The sequence below is a fragment of the Pseudoxanthomonas sp. UC19_8 genome, from assembly GCF_042700505.1.
GTDB classification, from domain to species: domain Bacteria; phylum Pseudomonadota; class Gammaproteobacteria; order Xanthomonadales; family Xanthomonadaceae; genus Pseudoxanthomonas_A; species Pseudoxanthomonas_A winnipegensis.
Genome location: NZ_CP170559.1, coordinates 3,842,501 through 3,858,701, shown reverse-complemented (window position 1 = coordinate 3,858,701; position 16,201 = coordinate 3,842,501). Strand labels below are relative to the sequence as shown.

Sequence of the window (16,201 nt, the reverse complement as noted above, 5' to 3'; positions counted from 1 at the left end):
CCGATGCCGGCCTTCGGGCCAGCCGAAGGAGCCCTTGGCCTTGCGATTCGATCTGCCCGACCTGCGCCTGTTCCTGGCCGTGCTGGACGCCGGCAGCATCACCGCCGGCGCCGAGCGCGCGCACCTGTCGCTGGCCGCCGCCAGCGAGCGCCTGCGTGCGATGGAGGAATACGCCGGTATCGTCCTGCTCGACCGCCTGCCCAAGGGCATCCGGCCTACCGCGGCGGGCGAGGCGGTGGCCCATCACGCGCGCTCGATCCTGCAGCAGTCGGCGCTGCTGCGGCATGCACTGGCCGACCATGCGCGCGGGACGCGGGGGCGCGTGCGCCTGATGGTCAATACCGCGACCATGAGCGAGGCGCTTCCCGCCGCGCTGGCGCCCTGGCTGGCGGCCCACCCCCACATCGATGTGGACCTGCTCGAGCGCAGCAGCGAGGAGATCGCCAAGGCGCTGGAGGCCGGCGTGGTGGAGCTGGGCATCCTGTCGGAGGCCGCGGCCTCGCCAGGCTTGCAACGCCAGCACTTCGCGCGCGACACCCTGGTGGCGCTGCTGCCGCTCGCGCACGCCGCCGCCAGTGCGCAGGCGCTGAGCCTGGCCGATCTGGCGGCCGAGCCCTGGATCGGCCTGCCCGAAAGCAGTGCCCTGCAGCGCCATCTGGACGCCCAGGCGGCGGCGCTGGGCCTGCGTTTGGCGTACCGCGTGCGACTGCGCACGTTCGAGGCCATCGGCGCGATGGTCGCCGCCGGCGCCGGCGTGGCCGTGGTGCCGGCCGCCGCACTGGCGCGGCTTGGGCCGTGCGTTCGCGGCGTTGCGCTGAGCGAGCCCTGGGCGCAGCGGCGCCTGTGCCTGTGCTGGGACGGTACACGCCCGCTTTCGCCGACCGCGCAGGCCTTGCGCACTCACCTGGCCGACTGGGCCGACCGCGCCGCCGATCGTTGAAGCCCGCCCTGCCGCGGCCCTTGAAACGCGACAGGCCCCGCCGAAGCGGGGCCTGCGTGAATCACACCATCCGCGTCGATCAGGCGATCGAGGCGCGGTAGATCGACTCGATGGTGGCATCGAGCGTCTTGTTGAACTCTTCGTCGCTCTGCTGCGCGCTCAGGCCCTCGGTCAGCGCGCGGCTGAAGCTGGCGATGATGCCGGGGTTCCGGGCCAGCTTGGCGTTGGCCTCATCGCGGCTGTAGCCGCCGGACAGCGCCACCACCTTGAGCACGCTGGGGTGGTCGACCAGTTCCTTGAAGAAGCCATCGACGCTGGGCAGGGTCAGCTTGAGCACGACCGGCGTGGCCGCATCGACCTTGTCCAGGCGCTCGAGCAGACCCTGCTTCAGCGTGGTCTCGATCTGCGCCTTGTCGGCGGCCTTGATGTCCACCTCCGGCTCGATGATCGGGACCAGGCCGGCGTCCAGCACCTGCTGGCCCAGCTCGAACTGCTGGTCCAGCACCGCCGCGATGCCGGCGGCGTTGTCGGCCTTGATGACCGAGCGCTCCTTGGTGCCGAACACGCCCTTGGCCTTGGCCTTGGCCAGCAGCTCGGCCAGGCCCGGGATGGGCTTGAGCAGCTGCACGCCGTTGGCCTCGTCCTCCAGGCCCTTGTCGATCTTCAGGAACGGCACGACCTGCTTGACGTTCCACAGGTAGTGCGCGGCCTCTTCGCCCGCGAAGCGGTCGTCGAGCGTGCGCTCGAACAGGATCGCCCCGACCACGCGCTCGCCGGTGAACGCCGGGCTGGTGACGATGCGCTCGCGCATCTGGTGGACCAGCGCGAACATCTCCGCATCGTTGGAATAGGCCAACTCGTCGACGCCGTAGAGTTTGAGCGCCTTGGGCGTGCTGCCGCCGCTCTGGTCCAGTGCGGCGATGAAGCCCTGGCCGGAAGCAATCTTGTCCCGCTGTTCCTGGTTGATCGACACGGTCGGCAAGTCCTATGAAAGATGGGGGAGCCAGAGTGTACGCAAGCCCCGCGTCGCTGGCAGCCGTGAAAACGTTATCGGCTTCAGAACGGTTTCAGCCGGGGACACGCCGCGTGGTTTGCCGCGTGCGCCGAAATGCCGCGCCTGCAGCGCAGGCGCGGCACGCGCGCATCAGGCCGCCTGGGCCAGATCCGCGCGCAGGCGGCGTGCGGCTTCCACCATCTGCTCCAGCGCATGGCGCGTCTCGTCCCAGCCGCGGGTCTTCAGGCCGCAGTCCGGGTTGACCCACAGCTGCTGCGGGCTGAGCACCGCCCGCGCCTTGCGCAGCAGTTCCACCATTTCCTCCACCGAGGGCACGCGCGGGGAGTGGATGTCGTACACGCCCGGGCCGATGCCGTTGGGATAGCGGAACCGCACGAACGCATCGAGCAGCTCCATGCGCGAGCGCGAGGTCTCGATCGAGATCACGTCCGCATCCATCGCCGCCACCGCATCGATGATGTCGTTGAACTCCGAGTAGCACATGTGGGTGTGGATCTGGGTCGCATCGCCCACACCGCTGGCGCAGATGCGGAAGGCCTCGATCGCCCAGTTCAGGTAGTCCGACCACGCATCGCGGCGCAGCGGCAGGCCTTCGCGGATGGCCGGCTCGTCGATCTGGATGATGCCGATGCCGGCGGCCTCCAGGTCGTTGACCTCATCGCGCAGGGCCAGCGCGATCTGCCGGCAGGTCTCGCTGCGGGCCTGGTCGTCGCGCACGAACGACCACTGCAGCACCGTTACCGGGCCGGTCAGCATGCCCTTCATCGGCCGCTGGGTCAGCGACTGGGCGTAGCGCGACCAGCGCACGGTCATCGGCTTCGGGCGCACCACGTCGCCGAAGATGATCGGCGGCTTGACGCAGCGGCTGCCGTAGCTCTGCACCCAGCCCAGCTTGGTAAAGGCGAAGCCGTCCAGCTGCTCGCCGAAGTACTCAACCATGTCGTTGCGCTCGTACTCGCCGTGCACCAGCACGTCCAGGCCGATGCGTTCCTGGAAGCGCACGCAGCGCTCGGTCTCGGCCTCCAGGAAGGTCTCGTAGTCGGCGTCGGACAGCTTGCCCGCCTTGTGCTGGGCGCGCGCCTGGCGCACCTGCTGGGTCTGCGGGAACGAGCCGATGGTGGTGGTCGGATACACGGGCAGCCCGAACGCCTGCTCCTGCAGCACGCGGCGCTGGGCGTAGGACGAGGCGCGCCGGCTGTCGGCCTCGCTCAACGTAGCCAGGCGCCGGGCCACCTCGGGCCGATGCACGCGCGCCGACTGGCGGCGCGATTCCAGGCGGGCGCGCTGCTGCGCCAACGGGCCTTCCGCGCCTTCGCGTCCGTCCAGCGCGTCGGCCAGCACGCGCAGCTCGCCCAGCTTCTGCCGGGCGAAGGACAGCCAGGACTTGAGTTCGGCATCGAGCGCCTTCTCCTGCTCCAGGTCCACCGGCACGTGCAGCAGCGCGCACGACGGCGCCAGCCACAGGTTGTCGGCGCCGACGTGCCCTTGCGCATAGCGCGCCAGCGTCAGCGCGTTGTCCAGGTTGGTGCGCCAGACATTGCGCCCGTTGACCAGGCCGGCCGAGAGCACGCGGCCCTTGGGCCAGGCCTGCAGCACCGCGTCGAGCTGTTCCGGCGCGCGCACCAGATCCACGTGCAACCCCTCGACCTGCAGCCGCGCGACCAGGTCCAAGGTTGTCGCCCAGTGCGCCGAAGTAGGTGGTCAGCAGCAGCCTGGAGCGCGGCGCCTGGGCCAGGAACGCATAGGCGCGGGCGAAGGCCGCCTTCGCCGCCTCGTCCAGGTCCAGCACCAGCGTGGGTTCGTCGATCTGCACCCAGGCCGCGCCGGCGGCATGCAGGCGTTCGAGCAGCTGCGCGTACACCGGCAGCAGGCGCTCGAGCAGCGCCAGCCGGTCGCTGCCATCGGTGGTCTTGGACAGCAGCAGGAAGCTCACCGGCCCCAGCAGCACCGGACGCGTGTCGAAGCCGGCGGCCCTGGCCTCCAGGAACTGCGCCACCGGCTTGTCGCCGCGCAGGGCGAACTCCTGGCCGGCATGCAGCTCGGGGACGATGTAGTGGTAGTTGGTGTCGAACCACTTGGTCATCTCCAGCGCGCGCAGGTCGATGCCGCCGGTCTGCACGCCGCGCGCCATGGCGAAGTAGCCGGCCAGCGGGTCGGCGTCGGCCAGGGCGCGATAACGCTGCGGGAGGGCGTCGAACAGGAACGCCGTGTCCAGCACATGGTCGTAGAGCGAGAAGTCGTTGCTGGGCAGCACGTCGGCGCCGGCCTGCCGCTGCAGCTGCCAGTGCTGTGCGCGCAGGGCCGCAGCGGTAGCCTGCAGCGTGTCGGCGCTGTCCTCGCCCTTCCAGTAGCGCTCCAGGGCGTGCTTGAGTTCACGGCGTGGTCCGATGCGCGGAAAGCCGAGGTTGGTGACGCTGGTCATTGAATGGATCCTCATTGCGTGTGGGCATTGAGGAACGAAGGAACCGCACGCCACGCCTTACAGCCCTGCGGCTGCAACGTGCCATGCCAGCGACCTTCGCCCCCGCGGGCGAACCGGCCCCGTGCGCGGGAACCTCCACACGCGCACGCCTGCGGCACCGGGCCTCGCGCCCGCCGCATCACGCGCCCGTGCCGCTCCCGCGAGCGGTGCCAGGTCGAAGCGGAAGACCGAGCAGGGTCCTCCGGCCGGGGCCGGTCTTCGGGCTCATGGACACGGCGCGGAACGGATCCGCCCCCCCTACTCCCCGCCGCTTCCCGGCCCGATGCCTTGCGGCGCGGACCAGTGCTGTTGGCAGGCTTCGTTTCCAATGACCGCTGCGGGGCAGCTCCGGAATGGACGCGCACGGGGCGCGCCTTCACCGGATTCCCGTTTAATCCATCGCTTCATGTGGATGAAGCGATGGAACCACGACGGACGCACCTTACGCGCCGGCTGCCGGGCGCGTCAAGGCGGCTCACGGATCGGTCGCGACAACGAAAAGGCCCCTTTCGGGGCCTCTTCGTCTCGCAGGTGTTTGACGGCAAGGCTGCCGCTGCAGCTCAGCCCACGCCGGTCGGGCCGTCCAGCACCTGACGGACCAGCTTGAGCAGGTCGCGCTGGGTGTAGGGCTTGTTGATCACGTCGAACTGCGCGCCTTCGGCGTCGCTGCGCGCCAGCGTGTTTTCGGCATAGCCGGTGGTGAGGATGACCTTGGTCGCCGGACTGCGCCGCATGACCTCGTGGGCCAGCACCACGCCATTCATGCCGCCCGGCATGATCAGGTCGGTGAACAGCAGATTGAACGGGTCGCTCGCCTTCAGCAGCTCCAGCGCCTGCGCCGCGTTGCTGGCGACCTCGGTCTGATAGCCGGCCGCTTCCAGGAACATCTGCGCCACCGCCGCGACCTCCTCACGGTCCTCCACGATCAGGATCCGTTCGCTGCCGCCGCGGCCGCTGGCACGCGGTTCGGGCAGCTGCGGCTTGCCGCCTTCGCTGGGCTGGGCCGGGAAGTACAGCCGGATCGTGCTGCCCCGATCCACCTCCGAATAGATGCGCACCGCGCCGCCGGACTGCTTGACGAAGCCGTACACCATGCTCATGCCCAGCCCGGTGCCCTTGCCTTCCTCCTTGGTGGTGAAGAACGGCTCCAGCACGCGCTGCTGGATGTCCAGCGGCATACCGCAGCCGGTGTCGGTCACGGCCACGCTGACGTAGTGACCCGGCGCCAGATGATGGAAGTCGGGGCTGCTGAGATCGCTCTGGTCCACCTCCACATTGGCCGTCTCGATGGTCACCTGCCGCTGCGGGCGATCCTCCATCGCGTCGCGCGCATTGAGCAGGATGTTCAGCAGCGCCACCTCGGCCTGGGTGCTGTCCAGCTTGGCGTTCCACAGCGAGGCGTCCAGGTGGGTGACCAGCTCGACATCGTCGCCCAGCGAACGGTGCGCCAGGTCGATCATTCCCGACACCAGCGTGTTGAGGTTGGTGGTCCGGCCCTCCAGCCGCTGGCGACGCGCGAAGGCGAGCAGTTGCTGGGTCAGCGTGGCGGCCTTCTTGGCCGCGGCCTGCGCGCGCGCGATGCCGGCCTCGATGCGCGCCTGGTCCGGCTTCTCGGCACTGTTGAGCATCCCCAGCAGCTCCAGGTGCCCGCTCATGACCTGCAGCAGATTGTTGAAGTCGTGCGCGATGCCGCCTGTCAGCTGGCCGACCGCTTCCATCTTCTGCGCCTGGCGCAGTGCGTCCTCGGCGTCGCGGCGGCGGCTGACGTCCAGCTGCGAACCGAAGAAGAAGATCAGATTGCCCTGCTCGTCGAACACCGGCGAGGTGAACAAGGCGTTCCAGAACGAGGTGCCGTCCTTGCGGTAGTTCAGGATCTCCGCGGCGAACTCGCGGTTCTGCGCCACCGATTCGCGTATCGCCGCGACCGTGGCCCGGTCGGTGTCCTTGCCCTGCAGGAAACGGCAGTTACGCCCGACCAGCTCTTCGGCGCTGTAGCCGGTCATCTCGATGAAGGCGCGATTGGCGAAGATGATCGGGTTGTCGGGCTGGTGCGGGTCGGTGACGATCATCGGCATGCGGGTGGTTTCCACCGCCGCGAAGAAGATGTCCGACTTGTGACCCTTCAGGCGCAGGTCGTCGATCGCCGGGGACTTGAAGCCGGGTGCGGTTTCCTGGGGCAAGCGCAATCCTTGGTGAGTGGGAAGGGACCGACGCCGGGCCCAAGGGCCGCCTCAGGCCGCCACGGCGGCCGAATCGGTCTCGGGCTGCGTCGATGGCAGCGGCTGGTCCACCGGCGCCAGACGGAAACCGAAGGTCAGGTGGGTGTGCAGCAGCGGGCTATCGAACGGCTTGTCGATGACCTTGCGCAGATTGTAGATGTGGCTGCGCAGCGTGTCCGAGTCCGGCAGGTCGCTGCCCCAGATCTCGCGCTCCAGCTGGGCCCGGGTGACGATCGCCGGCGAATGCCGCATCAGCACCGCCAGCAGCTGAAACTGGATCGGCGAAAGCGACAGCCGCTGGCCGGCGCGCTTGACCGTGTAGTTCTCCGTCTCCAGGGTCAGATCGCCGACCGTCAGCCGCGTGCCCGCCAGCTGACGGCGCTGGCGCTTGATCAGCGCGTTCAGGCGGGCCTGCAGTTCCGGCAGGGCATATGGCTTGACCAGGTAGTCGTCCGCGCCGGCCTCGATGCCGGTCACGCGATCCTCGACCCGCTCGCGGCCCGACAGGAAGATGATCGGCGTGCTGCGCTTGACCTCGCGGCGGAACGCACGGCAGACATCCAGCCCGTCCATACGCGGCATCTTGCCGTCCAGCAGGATCACGTCGTAGTGCTGCTCGCTGGCCAGGCGCAGGCCTTCGAGTCCGTCGTGGGCGTAGTCGACGTCGTAGCCGATCGATTCGAGATATTCGCCGGTCGCCGTGGCGATCGCGTAGTCGTCATCGACCAGCAGCAGGGTGTGCCGTTGTTGGAAGGCGCGCATAGGAGCAGGTCCTGGAAGTGTGCCGATACCATCGCTGCGCCCCCGCCCATGCCGGGTGAAGGCGAGACCGCTTACTGCTGATTGAACGCATCACGTTTTCTCTTCGCTCAGCGATGTGGCGTTGAGGTCAGGACGTCTTCGCGCGGTGCTGACGCTGCGCGTGATGTCAGCTACATCTCTTGCGGCGCGCAGATCGCGAGTAGATGTTGTCTGCTTTCGCTCAGCAGCACCTCGGAGTGCTTGCGCAGCTGGCGCGCCTGCTGCCTGGCATCGACCAGATTGGCGCGCAGTTCCAGCTCGTCGGCCGCCGTTTCCAGGTGGTCGCGTGCGGTGACCGAACGCGCCCGCTGCTCGTCGATGCTATGGGTGCCCTGGAGCACCTGCATCCGCAGTGCGGCAATCGCACGCTCGGCATCGAGTTCGAACAGCGCCAGCCTGCGCGCCTGTTCGAGCAGGCGCCCGTCCGGGTCCCACGCGCCGACACGGTGCCGCAGTCGCTCAAGCACCCGCCGGCATTGGGCGGCTGCCATCCACAGCCGATGCGCTTCCTCGTCCGCCCCGGCCTGCGCCGCACTGCGCAGCCGACGGGCGGTCAAGGCTTCCCGCTTGGCGTGTCTGAGCTTGGCGCGCTCGAAGACGCGCGAGACTGGCCACATCAATGCTTCCCCTGTCCGCTTCGCAGAGACGTCATGCGCGGGACGAGGCGCGGATGGGACAGCACGACGCCAGCGAGGCGGATGTGCCTCCGCCGGACCTGCGGTCGACAACCGAAAGCGCACACGAGGCCGCTCCCGCACTTGTGCGCAGGCAACGATATACCGCCAATAGTGGGGCCCAACGCCGCGATGTGTGACAAGACGATAAGCAGCCGCGCGCTCAACAGGTCGGCTGGGCGATCGCCGCGACCCGTGCGTCCGGGCGCAGTTCGGCACGTGCCTTGGCCGCGGCGTCGGCCAGCACCAGCAACGCATTGGCATAGTCGGCCGCGGCGTAGGTCACGGTGTCGCGCGTGACTGCGGCGCCGCCCTGCAGCATCGCCACCTGGTCGGTCATCACCGCGATCTGCGCCAGCTCGTCGGCGTGGCCGATCACCTTGGACAGCGCCAGCACCTCCGCCCGTTGGCCGCTGATCGAATCCCAGTCCAGCGCGTCCACCAGCGAAGCGGGCGGATCGAGCGTGCGCCACTGCAGCGCGTAGCGCACATCGCCCCAGTGGCCCAGGCGCAGCGAGGTGGCCAGCACGCGCAGGTCGGCCGCCCACTGGTCCAGATCCACGGCCAGCTGCTGGCGCTCCGGTTCCCAGTCGGCGTCGTGCAGTGCGCGCTTGCGGCCGCCGAACAAGGGCTGGACCAGCAGGACGAGGACGGCGGCAAGAAGCGCGGCGAGCAGGATGGCGACGAGAACGTCGGATTGCACTGCGAGGTCGGCCATGGTGGTCGGATGGAGAGGATGCGTGGCCCAGATTTACTGAGCCGCACGTGATGGCCGCGCAGTGAATCGCTGAACAGGTCACGACATCCGGGTGCGCTTCGCATCGCCTGAAACGACAAGGGCACGCCGGCAGAAGCCGGCGTGCCCTTCAGGCCGTGCCTGGCGAAAACTTCAGGCCAGCATGCGCAGCTTCGGCTCACGCGCCCATTGCCGCGTCTTGGCCGCGGCGATGAAGCCCTTGGTGTCGGCTGCATCGACGATACCCGCGTCCTTGCCGACGTTGCCGGCCTTCAGCAGCGGCGCGGCGCCCGCATCGCTGGCGATGGCCTTCAGATGCGCCCAGGCATTGCTGACGAAGTCGATCGCCGCCGAATCCTTGGCCAGCGCCTTGCCGGCGTCGGCCGACAGCACCACCGCGACCGCATCGAACACGAACGACGGCGTGCCCGCCAGCTGGCCATCGGCGCTGACCTTCCGGCCGTCCGACAACGCCACGCCCAGCTTGGGCGCCACCAGCTTGACCGTCGCACCTGCGTCCTTGGCAGCCTTCTGCAAGGCCTTGACCGTGCCCACGTCCGAGCCGTCATGCACCAGGATGCCGACCGTGCGGCCCTTGAGCGTGTCCTTCATCTTGCCGATCAGCTGCAGCGCCGGCGAGAGCGGCATGTCGATCGGCTCGACCTTGGCCTGCGCCGGCGGCGGCAGCGCATCCAGGCCGCCGGCCGTTGGCCACGCGCTGGGCCAGCTCGGCATCGACGTGGCGCAGATGGCCGATCACGGCTTCACGCACGTGCGCCGTCTCGACCTTGGACAGTTCGAAAACCAGCGCCGACGCCAGATGCGCCTGCTCGGGCTTGGTCTGACTGCGGTAGAACAGCCGCGCCTGGCTGTAGTGGTCGGCGAAGCTCTCCGGCCGCACGCGGCCCTTAGCGCCATCATCGACGGTGGCGTGACTGCGGAAGCCGGCCGGCGTCTCGCGCGGGCTGTCCTCCTGCAGCGAGGACGGTTCATAGGCCACGCGCCCCTTCGGCACGCCCATCTGCATGTGGCCGTCGCGCTGGTTGTTGTGGAACGGGCACTTGGGCGCGTTGATCGGCAGCTGATGGAAGTTGGGCGAGCCCAACCGCGAGAGCTGCGTGTCCAGGTACGAGAACAGCCGTCCCTGCAGCAGCGGATCGTTGGAGAAGTCGATGCCGGGCACGATGTTGGCCGGGCAGTAGGCCACCTGCTCGGTCTCGGCGAAGAAGTTGTCCGGCCAGCGGTCCAGCACCATGCGCCCGATGATCTGCAGCGGGATGGTCTCCTCCGGGATCAGCTTGGTCGGGTCCAGGTGATCGAACGGGAACTGCGCCGCCTGTTCCTCGGTGAACAGCTGCACGCCCAGCTCCCATTCCGGGAAGTCGCCGCTGCTGATCGCCTCGAACATGTCGCGGCGCTGGAAGTCAGGATCCGCGCCGGCCACCTTGACCGCCTCGTCCCAGACGTGCGACTGCAGGCCCAGCTTGGGCCGCCAGTGGAACTTCACGAAGGTGCTGTTGCCCTGCGCGTCCAGCAGACGGAAGCTGTGGATGCCGAAGCCTTCGATCATGCGCAGCGAACGCGGGATGGCGCGGTCGCTCATCGCCCACATGATCATGTGCATCGACTCGGGCGTGAGCGAGATGAAGTCCCAGAAGGTGTCGTGCGCGCTGGCCGCCTGCGGGAAGCCGCGGTCCGGCTCCATCTTCACCGAGTGGATCAGATCGGGGAACTTGATCGCGTCCTGGATGAAGAACACCGGGATGTTGTTACCCACCAGATCCCAGTTGCCCTCCTTGGTATAGAACTTGACCGCGAAGCCGCGTACGTCGCGCGGCGTATCCACCGAGCCCGCGCCGCCGGCCACGGTCGAAAAGCGCGTGAACACCGGCGTCTTCACCCCGGTCTCGGTCAGGAGCTTGGCGGTGGTGTACTTGGACAGCGACTTGGTCAGCTCGAAATAGCCGTGCGCCGCGGTCCCGCGTGCATGCACGATGCGCTCTGGGATGCGCTCATGGTCGAAGTGGGTGATCTTCTCGCGCAAGATGAAATCTTCGAGCAGCGTCGGTCCGCGCGGGCCGGCCTTGAGCGAGTTCTGGTTGTCGCTGACCGGGATGCCCTGGTTGGTGGTCAGTGCGGGATGCGTGCCGCCGGCCTGCTGGTGGAGCTCGTCGCCTTCGCCGCGCGTGACGGCGCCTTGGTCGGCGGGCGGGTTGGCGGGCTTGGGGATGGGTTTGCGTGCGGCCATGGCGTGCTGCTCCAGGTGGCGGGCGAAGGGACTCACGATCCTGGTCGCGAAGACGTCAACTGTTTGTGGATTGCCGCTCGCATCGCCTTCACGCGATGCTCCCAAGGTGCCGCCGCGATCTGCGACCATGCACGCATCGTTCCAGGGACCTGCGTGATGTCGCTGCTGTTTCTTGCCTTCGGCGTCCTGCTGACGGCGCTGCTCTTTCGCCTGCGTCGCCCGCGCGTCGCGCGCGGTGTCGGCGTGGCCTGGTTCCTGGTGTTCTGGCTGCTGGGCAATGGCGTACTGGCCGGCTGGATCGTCGACGCTACCCAGGCCGGCCAACGCGCGCCGGCACGCGTGGACTGGCAGCCGGACGCGGTGATCATCGTGCTGGGCATGGGCATGCAGCGGCTGCCGCACGAAGGCGGCATCGAACCGCAGTCGCTGGCCTACAGCCGCATCCTGCGCGCGGTGCAGCTGTTCGACGCATGCAAGGCCGCCACGCAGGGCTGCAAGGTGCTGGTGTCCGGCGGCGACCCGGCCGGCCTCGGCAACAGCGAAGCCGAGCTCTATGCCTCGCTCATCGAAGAGGCCGGCGTGCCGGCCGAGGACGTGCTGAAGGAAGAAGCCTCGCGCAACACCTTCGAGAACGCCAAATTCACCGCACGCCTGCTCTCGAGCAGGGCGCACGGGCCGCTGGTCCTGGTCACTTCGGGCCTGCACATGCGCCGCAGCCTGCTGTACTTCCGCCATTTCGGCCTGCAACCGACCCCGGCGCGCAGCGACTACACCGCGCCGTTCGCCTCCTGGCTGCCCAACAGTTACAACCTGTTGATCAGCGACCTGGCCGCCGTCGAGTGGCTCGGCATCGCCCGCTACCACTGGTACAACTGGCTCGGCCGCAACGACCCTCCCGTCAAACCCACGCCGGACGCCGTGCCCTCCCATCCGCGCCTGCGCGATCGCCCGGTGACGCTCCCGCCGGCGCAGTAGTCCGCCGCCGAGCGATTGGCGGCCAGCCGCGGCCCTGGCGAGCAAGGTCCCGTCGGCGGCCATGGACCGCCACTGCACGGAGCGTCGCGAAGTAAACCTGATGTAGCGGCTCCCAACCGCGCCACGAAGTCGTGCGGGAGCACCCGAGAAGCAGAGTAGCTCAGTCGCTATGACTCTCACGCTCGTTAGCCGCGGCTTGGCCCCAGGGCGGCGTCAGGCGCGCGCGAAGGGCGGGGACGTTCAGTGCAGGAGAGCTCCATCGGGAGCCCGTCATCGGATACAAAGCCCTGCATCGGCGGCGCGATCCGCTGCACCGCTTATCAGGCGCGTGGCGCATGCGTCGCCGTCTGCCGTTGTGGGTGAATCGTCTTGCGCCTTTTCGCGGATGATCAGCGCTGTTGGCCGAACCTTAGACGCAATCACTACCCGCTCATCTCATCTGCTTTGCCCCGCAGGTATTGGGCTTCCGAGGTGCAGATCAGCCTCGAAGCAAGCCCACGGGCACGCTGCATCAGCATGCGCAGTCGCACTTGGCTCAAGGGGCGCGGCCTTTCGCAACACCTTGCCGTCCTTCCGCTTCCATCCGATCCGCCCGCATCGAACGCGCGGGCGTACTGCGTGGCTGTCCGCGTTGCGCCCGCTGCCGCGCAGCCGCGTTGCTTTTCCCCGGCGCAAAAGAAGACCCCCTCAGATCGTTGGATCTGAGGGGGTCTGGGGTAAGACCCTGGCGATGACCTACTCTTGCATGGCTTAAGCCACACTACCATCGGCGCAGCTGCGTTTCACTTCCGAGTTCGGGATGGGATCGGGTGGGACCACAGCGCTAATTTCACCAGGGAGACGGTTGGAGCGTCGCCATCCGATACAGCTGGATCAGGCGCTCAGTCTCGCGTAGTTACTTGTGATGTAGAGAGCGATTAGTGAGCATCGACGTGCGTCGAGGCTAAGGTGGTCTTCGCTAGGGCGAAGCCACTTGAGGTTATATGGTCAAGCCACACGGATCATTAGTATCAGTTAGCTCAACGCCTTACAGCGCTTACACACCTGACCTATCAACCACCTAGTCTTGATGGTTCCTTTAGGGGACTTGTGTCCCGGGAGATCTCATCTTGAGGCGCGCTTCCCGCTTAGATGCTTTCAGCGGTTATCGCTTCCGAACATAGCTACCCGGCAGTGCCACTGGCGTGACAACCGGAACACCAGAGGTTCGTCCACTCCGGTCCTCTCGTACTAGGAGCAGCCCCTCTCAAATCTCCAACGCCCATGGCAGATAGGGACCGAACTGTCTCACGACGTTCTGAACCCAGCTCGCGTACCACTTTAAATGGCGAACAGCCATACCCTTGGGACCGACTACAGCCCCAGGATGTGATGAGCCGACATCGAGGTGCCAAACACCGCCGTCGATATGAACTCTTGGGCGGTATCAGCCTGTTATCCCCGGAGTACCTTTTATCCGTTGAGCGATGGCCCTTCCATACAGAACCACCGGATCACTAAGACCTACTTTCGTACCTGCTTGATCCGTCGATCTTGCAGTCAAGCACGCTTATGCCTTTGCACACAGTGCGCGATGTCCGACCGCGCTGAGCGTACCTTCGTGCTCCTCCGTTACTCTTTGGGAGGAGACCGCCCCAGTCAAACTACCCACCATACATGGTCCCCGATCCGGATAACGGACCTAGGTTAGAACGTCAAGCACATCAGGGTGGTATTTCAAGGTTGGCTCCACTGCAGCTAGCGCCACAGTTTCATAGCCTCCCACCTATCCTACACAGACGAACTCAACGTTCAATGTAAAGCTATAGTAAAGGTTCACGGGGTCTTTCCGTCTTGCCACGGGAACGCTGCATCTTCACAGCGATTTCAATTTCACTGAGTCTCGGGTGGAGACAGCGCCGCTGTCGTTACGCCATTCGTGCAGGTCGGAACTTACCCGACAAGGAATTTCGCTACCTTAGGACCGTTATAGTTACGGCCGCCGTTTACTGGGGCTTCGATCAAGAGCTTCGCCTTGCGGCTGACCCCATCAATTAACCTTCCAGCACCGGGCAGGCGTCACACCCTATACGTCCACTTTCGTGTTTGCAGAGTGCTGTGTTTTTGATAAACAGTCGCAGCGGCCTGGTCACTTCGGCCTCCCCCAGCTATTCACCAGAAGAGGCGCACCTTCTCCCGAAGTTACGGTGCTATTTTGCCTAGTTCCTTCACCCGAGTTCTCTCAAGCGCCTGAGAATTCTCATCCTACCCACCTGTGTCGGTTTACGGTACGGTCTGCGTAAGCTGAAGCTTAGGAGCTTTTCCTGGAAGCGTGATATCAGCAGCTTCGCCCTAAAGGGCTGGTCCTTCGTCTCAACGTTGCTCCCCCGGATTTGCCAAAGGGAACCGCCTCAACGCTCTCACCAGGACAACCAACGCCTGGCCTGCCTAACCTTCTCCGTCCCTCCATCGCACTTACGCGAGGTGCAGGAATATTAACCTGCTTCCCATCGACTACGGCTTTCGCCCTCGCCTTAGGGACCGACTAACCCTGCGTCGATTAACGTTGCGCAAGGAAACCTTGGGCTTTCGGCGTGCGGGCTTTTCACCCGCATTATCGTTACTCATGTCAGCATTCGCACTTCCGATACCTCCAGCGGACTTCTCAATCCACCTTCGCAGGCTTACGGAACGCTCCTCTACCGCGCATCACTTGCGTGATGCACCCCAAGCTTCGGTTTCGTGCTTAGCCCCGTTAAATCTTCCGCGCAGACCGACTCGACCAGTGAGCTATTACGCTTTCTTTAAAGGGTGGCTGCTTCTAAGCCAACCTCCTGGCTGTCTGTGCCTTTCCACATCGTTTTCCACTTAGCACGAAATTTGGGACCTTAGCTGTGGGTCTGGGTTGTTTCCCTTTTCACGACGGACGTTAGCACCCGCCGTGTGTCTCCCATACAGTCCGTCTTGGTATTCGGAGTTTGCAATGGTTTGCTAATCCGCGATGGACCGCTAGCCATAACAGTGCTCTACCCCCAAGAGGATACATATGAGGCGCTACCTAAATAGCTTTCGAGGAGAACCAGCTATCTCCGGGTTCGATTAGCTTTTCACTCCTAATCACAGCTCATCCCCGTCTTTTGCAACAGACGTGGGTTCGGGCCTCCAGTACCTGTTACGGCACCTTCACCCTGGCCATGACTAGATCACCCGGTTTCGGGTCTACTGCCCGCGACTATGCGCCCTTATCAGACTCGGTTTCCCTTCGCCTCCCCTACACGGTTAAGCTTGCCACGAACAGTAAGTCGCTGACCCATTATACAAAAGGTACGCAGTCACCCCTTGCGAGGCTCCTACTGCTTGTACGCACACGGTTTCAGGATCTATTTCACTCCCCTCTCCGGGGTTCTTTTCGCCTTTCCCTCACGGTACTGGTTCACTATCGGTCGGTCAGGAGTATTTAGCCTTGGAGGATGGTCCCCCCATGTTCAGACAGGGTTTCTCGTGCCCCGCCCTACTCGTCTTCACTGATATGGCCCTTTCAAATACAGGGCTGTCACCTTCTATGGCCAGTCTTTCCAGACTGTTCTTCTAAAACCATATCAGCTTAAGGGCTGTTCCCCGTTCGCTCGTCACTACTCAGGGAATCTCGGTTGATTTCTTTTCCTCCGGTTACTTAGATATTTCAGTTCACCGGGTTTGCCTCCAGCAGCTATGGATTCACTGCAGGATACTGCCGAAGCAGTGGGTTTCCCCATTCGGACATTGCGGGATCAATGCTTGTTGCCAGCTCCCCCACACTTTTCGCAGGCTGCCACGTCCTTCATCGCCTCTGACCGCCAAGGCATCCACCGTGTGCGCTTATTCGCTTGACCATATAACCTCAAGTTGCCTCGAGGTCCTTTTTTCAGCACCGGACGGATCCTGTGCTGTTGCCAGGGGGTACAAAGCCCCGGCGCGAATATAACGACTCAATTTTCAGGGGATCACTCCCCCGCCTTAGCCTCACGACACGTCTAGATGATCATCTAAAACGCTCGCTACATCACAAGTTGTTAAAGAGCAGAACACAGGCCTCAACGCCCGCGCTCAAACTTTGAAATTCGTATGCGCAATCAAGACATCCAGAGTGGTGGGTCTGGGAGGACTCGAACCA

At 65.4% G+C, this 16,201-nt stretch carries 7 protein-coding genes, 1 tRNA gene, 2 rRNA genes, 2 pseudogenes and 1 riboswitch (1 of these 13 only partly in view); of the genes and pseudogenes, 2 read left to right on the top strand and 10 right to left on the bottom strand.

The features are described 5' to 3' along the window. The first annotated feature begins 40 nt into the window (after nt 1-40). The gene (locus tag ACFJIT_RS17045) at nt 41-940 is read left to right on the top strand and encodes a LysR family transcriptional regulator (protein WP_379654370.1); all 900 of its coding nucleotides are present in this window, start codon (nt 41-43) and stop codon (nt 938-940) included. Between the two features lie 79 nt (nt 941-1,019). Here the strand turns inward: ACFJIT_RS17045 and ACFJIT_RS17040 are convergent, their stop codons facing one another. The 7 genes and pseudogenes from ACFJIT_RS17040 to ACFJIT_RS17010 form a co-directional block, all read right to left on the bottom strand. Then, complete coding sequence (locus ACFJIT_RS17040; RefSeq protein ID WP_379655794.1) at nt 1,020-1,907, bottom strand: fructose bisphosphate aldolase; 888 nt, start codon at nt 1,905-1,907, stop codon at nt 1,020-1,022. A 177-nt stretch (nt 1,908-2,084) separates the two neighbouring features. Continuing rightward, nucleotides 2,085-4,377: pseudogene (gene metE, locus ACFJIT_RS17035) on the bottom strand (5-methyltetrahydropteroyltriglutamate--homocysteine S-methyltransferase). A gap of 231 nt (nt 4,378-4,608) precedes the next feature. After that, nucleotides 4,609-4,862: riboswitch (cobalamin riboswitch) on the bottom strand. A 114-nt stretch (nt 4,863-4,976) separates the two neighbouring features. After that, on the bottom strand, nt 4,977-6,491 hold the full coding sequence (locus ACFJIT_RS17030; RefSeq protein WP_235872424.1) for a histidine kinase famiy protein: 1,515 nt from the start codon (nt 6,489-6,491) through the stop codon (nt 4,977-4,979). 156 nt (nt 6,492-6,647) lie between these two features. Next, the gene (locus ACFJIT_RS17025; RefSeq protein ID WP_130520636.1) at nt 6,648-7,397 is read right to left on the bottom strand and encodes a response regulator transcription factor; all 750 of its coding nucleotides are present in this window, start codon (nt 7,395-7,397) and stop codon (nt 6,648-6,650) included. 170 nt (nt 7,398-7,567) lie between these two features. Beyond that, entirely contained in the window at nt 7,568-8,053 is a 486-nt protein-coding gene (locus ACFJIT_RS17020; protein WP_379654369.1) for a hypothetical protein, read from the bottom strand. A gap of 220 nt (nt 8,054-8,273) precedes the next feature. Continuing rightward, nucleotides 8,274-8,828, bottom strand: coding sequence for a hypothetical protein (locus tag ACFJIT_RS17015; RefSeq protein WP_379654368.1), 555 nt, complete (start codon nt 8,826-8,828; stop codon nt 8,274-8,276). A gap of 171 nt (nt 8,829-8,999) precedes the next feature. Further along, nucleotides 9,000-11,094 (bottom strand): annotated as a pseudogene (locus ACFJIT_RS17010) (catalase). A 156-nt stretch (nt 11,095-11,250) separates the two neighbouring features. On the opposite strand from ACFJIT_RS17010, the gene ACFJIT_RS17005 reads away from it, so the two are divergent. Continuing rightward, nucleotides 11,251-12,069, top strand: coding sequence for a YdcF family protein (locus ACFJIT_RS17005; protein ID WP_379654367.1), 819 nt, complete (start codon nt 11,251-11,253; stop codon nt 12,067-12,069). A 722-nt stretch (nt 12,070-12,791) separates the two neighbouring features. Here the strand turns inward: ACFJIT_RS17005 and rrf are convergent. The 3 genes from rrf to ACFJIT_RS16990 all read right to left on the bottom strand — a co-directional run. Next, nucleotides 12,792-12,906 (bottom strand): 5S ribosomal RNA (rrf, locus tag ACFJIT_RS17000). Between the two features lie 146 nt (nt 12,907-13,052). Beyond that, nucleotides 13,053-15,920 (bottom strand): 23S ribosomal RNA (locus tag ACFJIT_RS16995). Between the two features lie 255 nt (nt 15,921-16,175). After that, nucleotides 16,176-16,201 (bottom strand) — tRNA-Ile (locus ACFJIT_RS16990); it runs 51 nt beyond the window's last position.

Excerpts from the sequence above, each read along its gene's own strand:
- ACFJIT_RS17020 (WP_379654369.1), bottom strand. The coding sequence starts at position 8,053 with ATGTGGCCAGTCTCGCGCGTCTTCGAGCGCGCCAAGCTCAGACACGCC.
- ACFJIT_RS17015 (WP_379654368.1), bottom strand. The coding sequence starts at position 8,828 with ATGGCCGACCTCGCAGTGCAATCCGACGTTCTCGTCGCCATCCTGCTC.
- ACFJIT_RS17005 (WP_379654367.1), top strand. The coding sequence starts at position 11,251 with ATGTCGCTGCTGTTTCTTGCCTTCGGCGTCCTGCTGACGGCGCTGCTC.
- ACFJIT_RS17030 (WP_235872424.1), bottom strand. The coding sequence starts at position 6,491 with ATGCCGATGATCGTCACCGACCCGCACCAGCCCGACAACCCGATCATC.
- ACFJIT_RS17025 (WP_130520636.1), bottom strand. The coding sequence starts at position 7,397 with ATGCGCGCCTTCCAACAACGGCACACCCTGCTGCTGGTCGATGACGAC.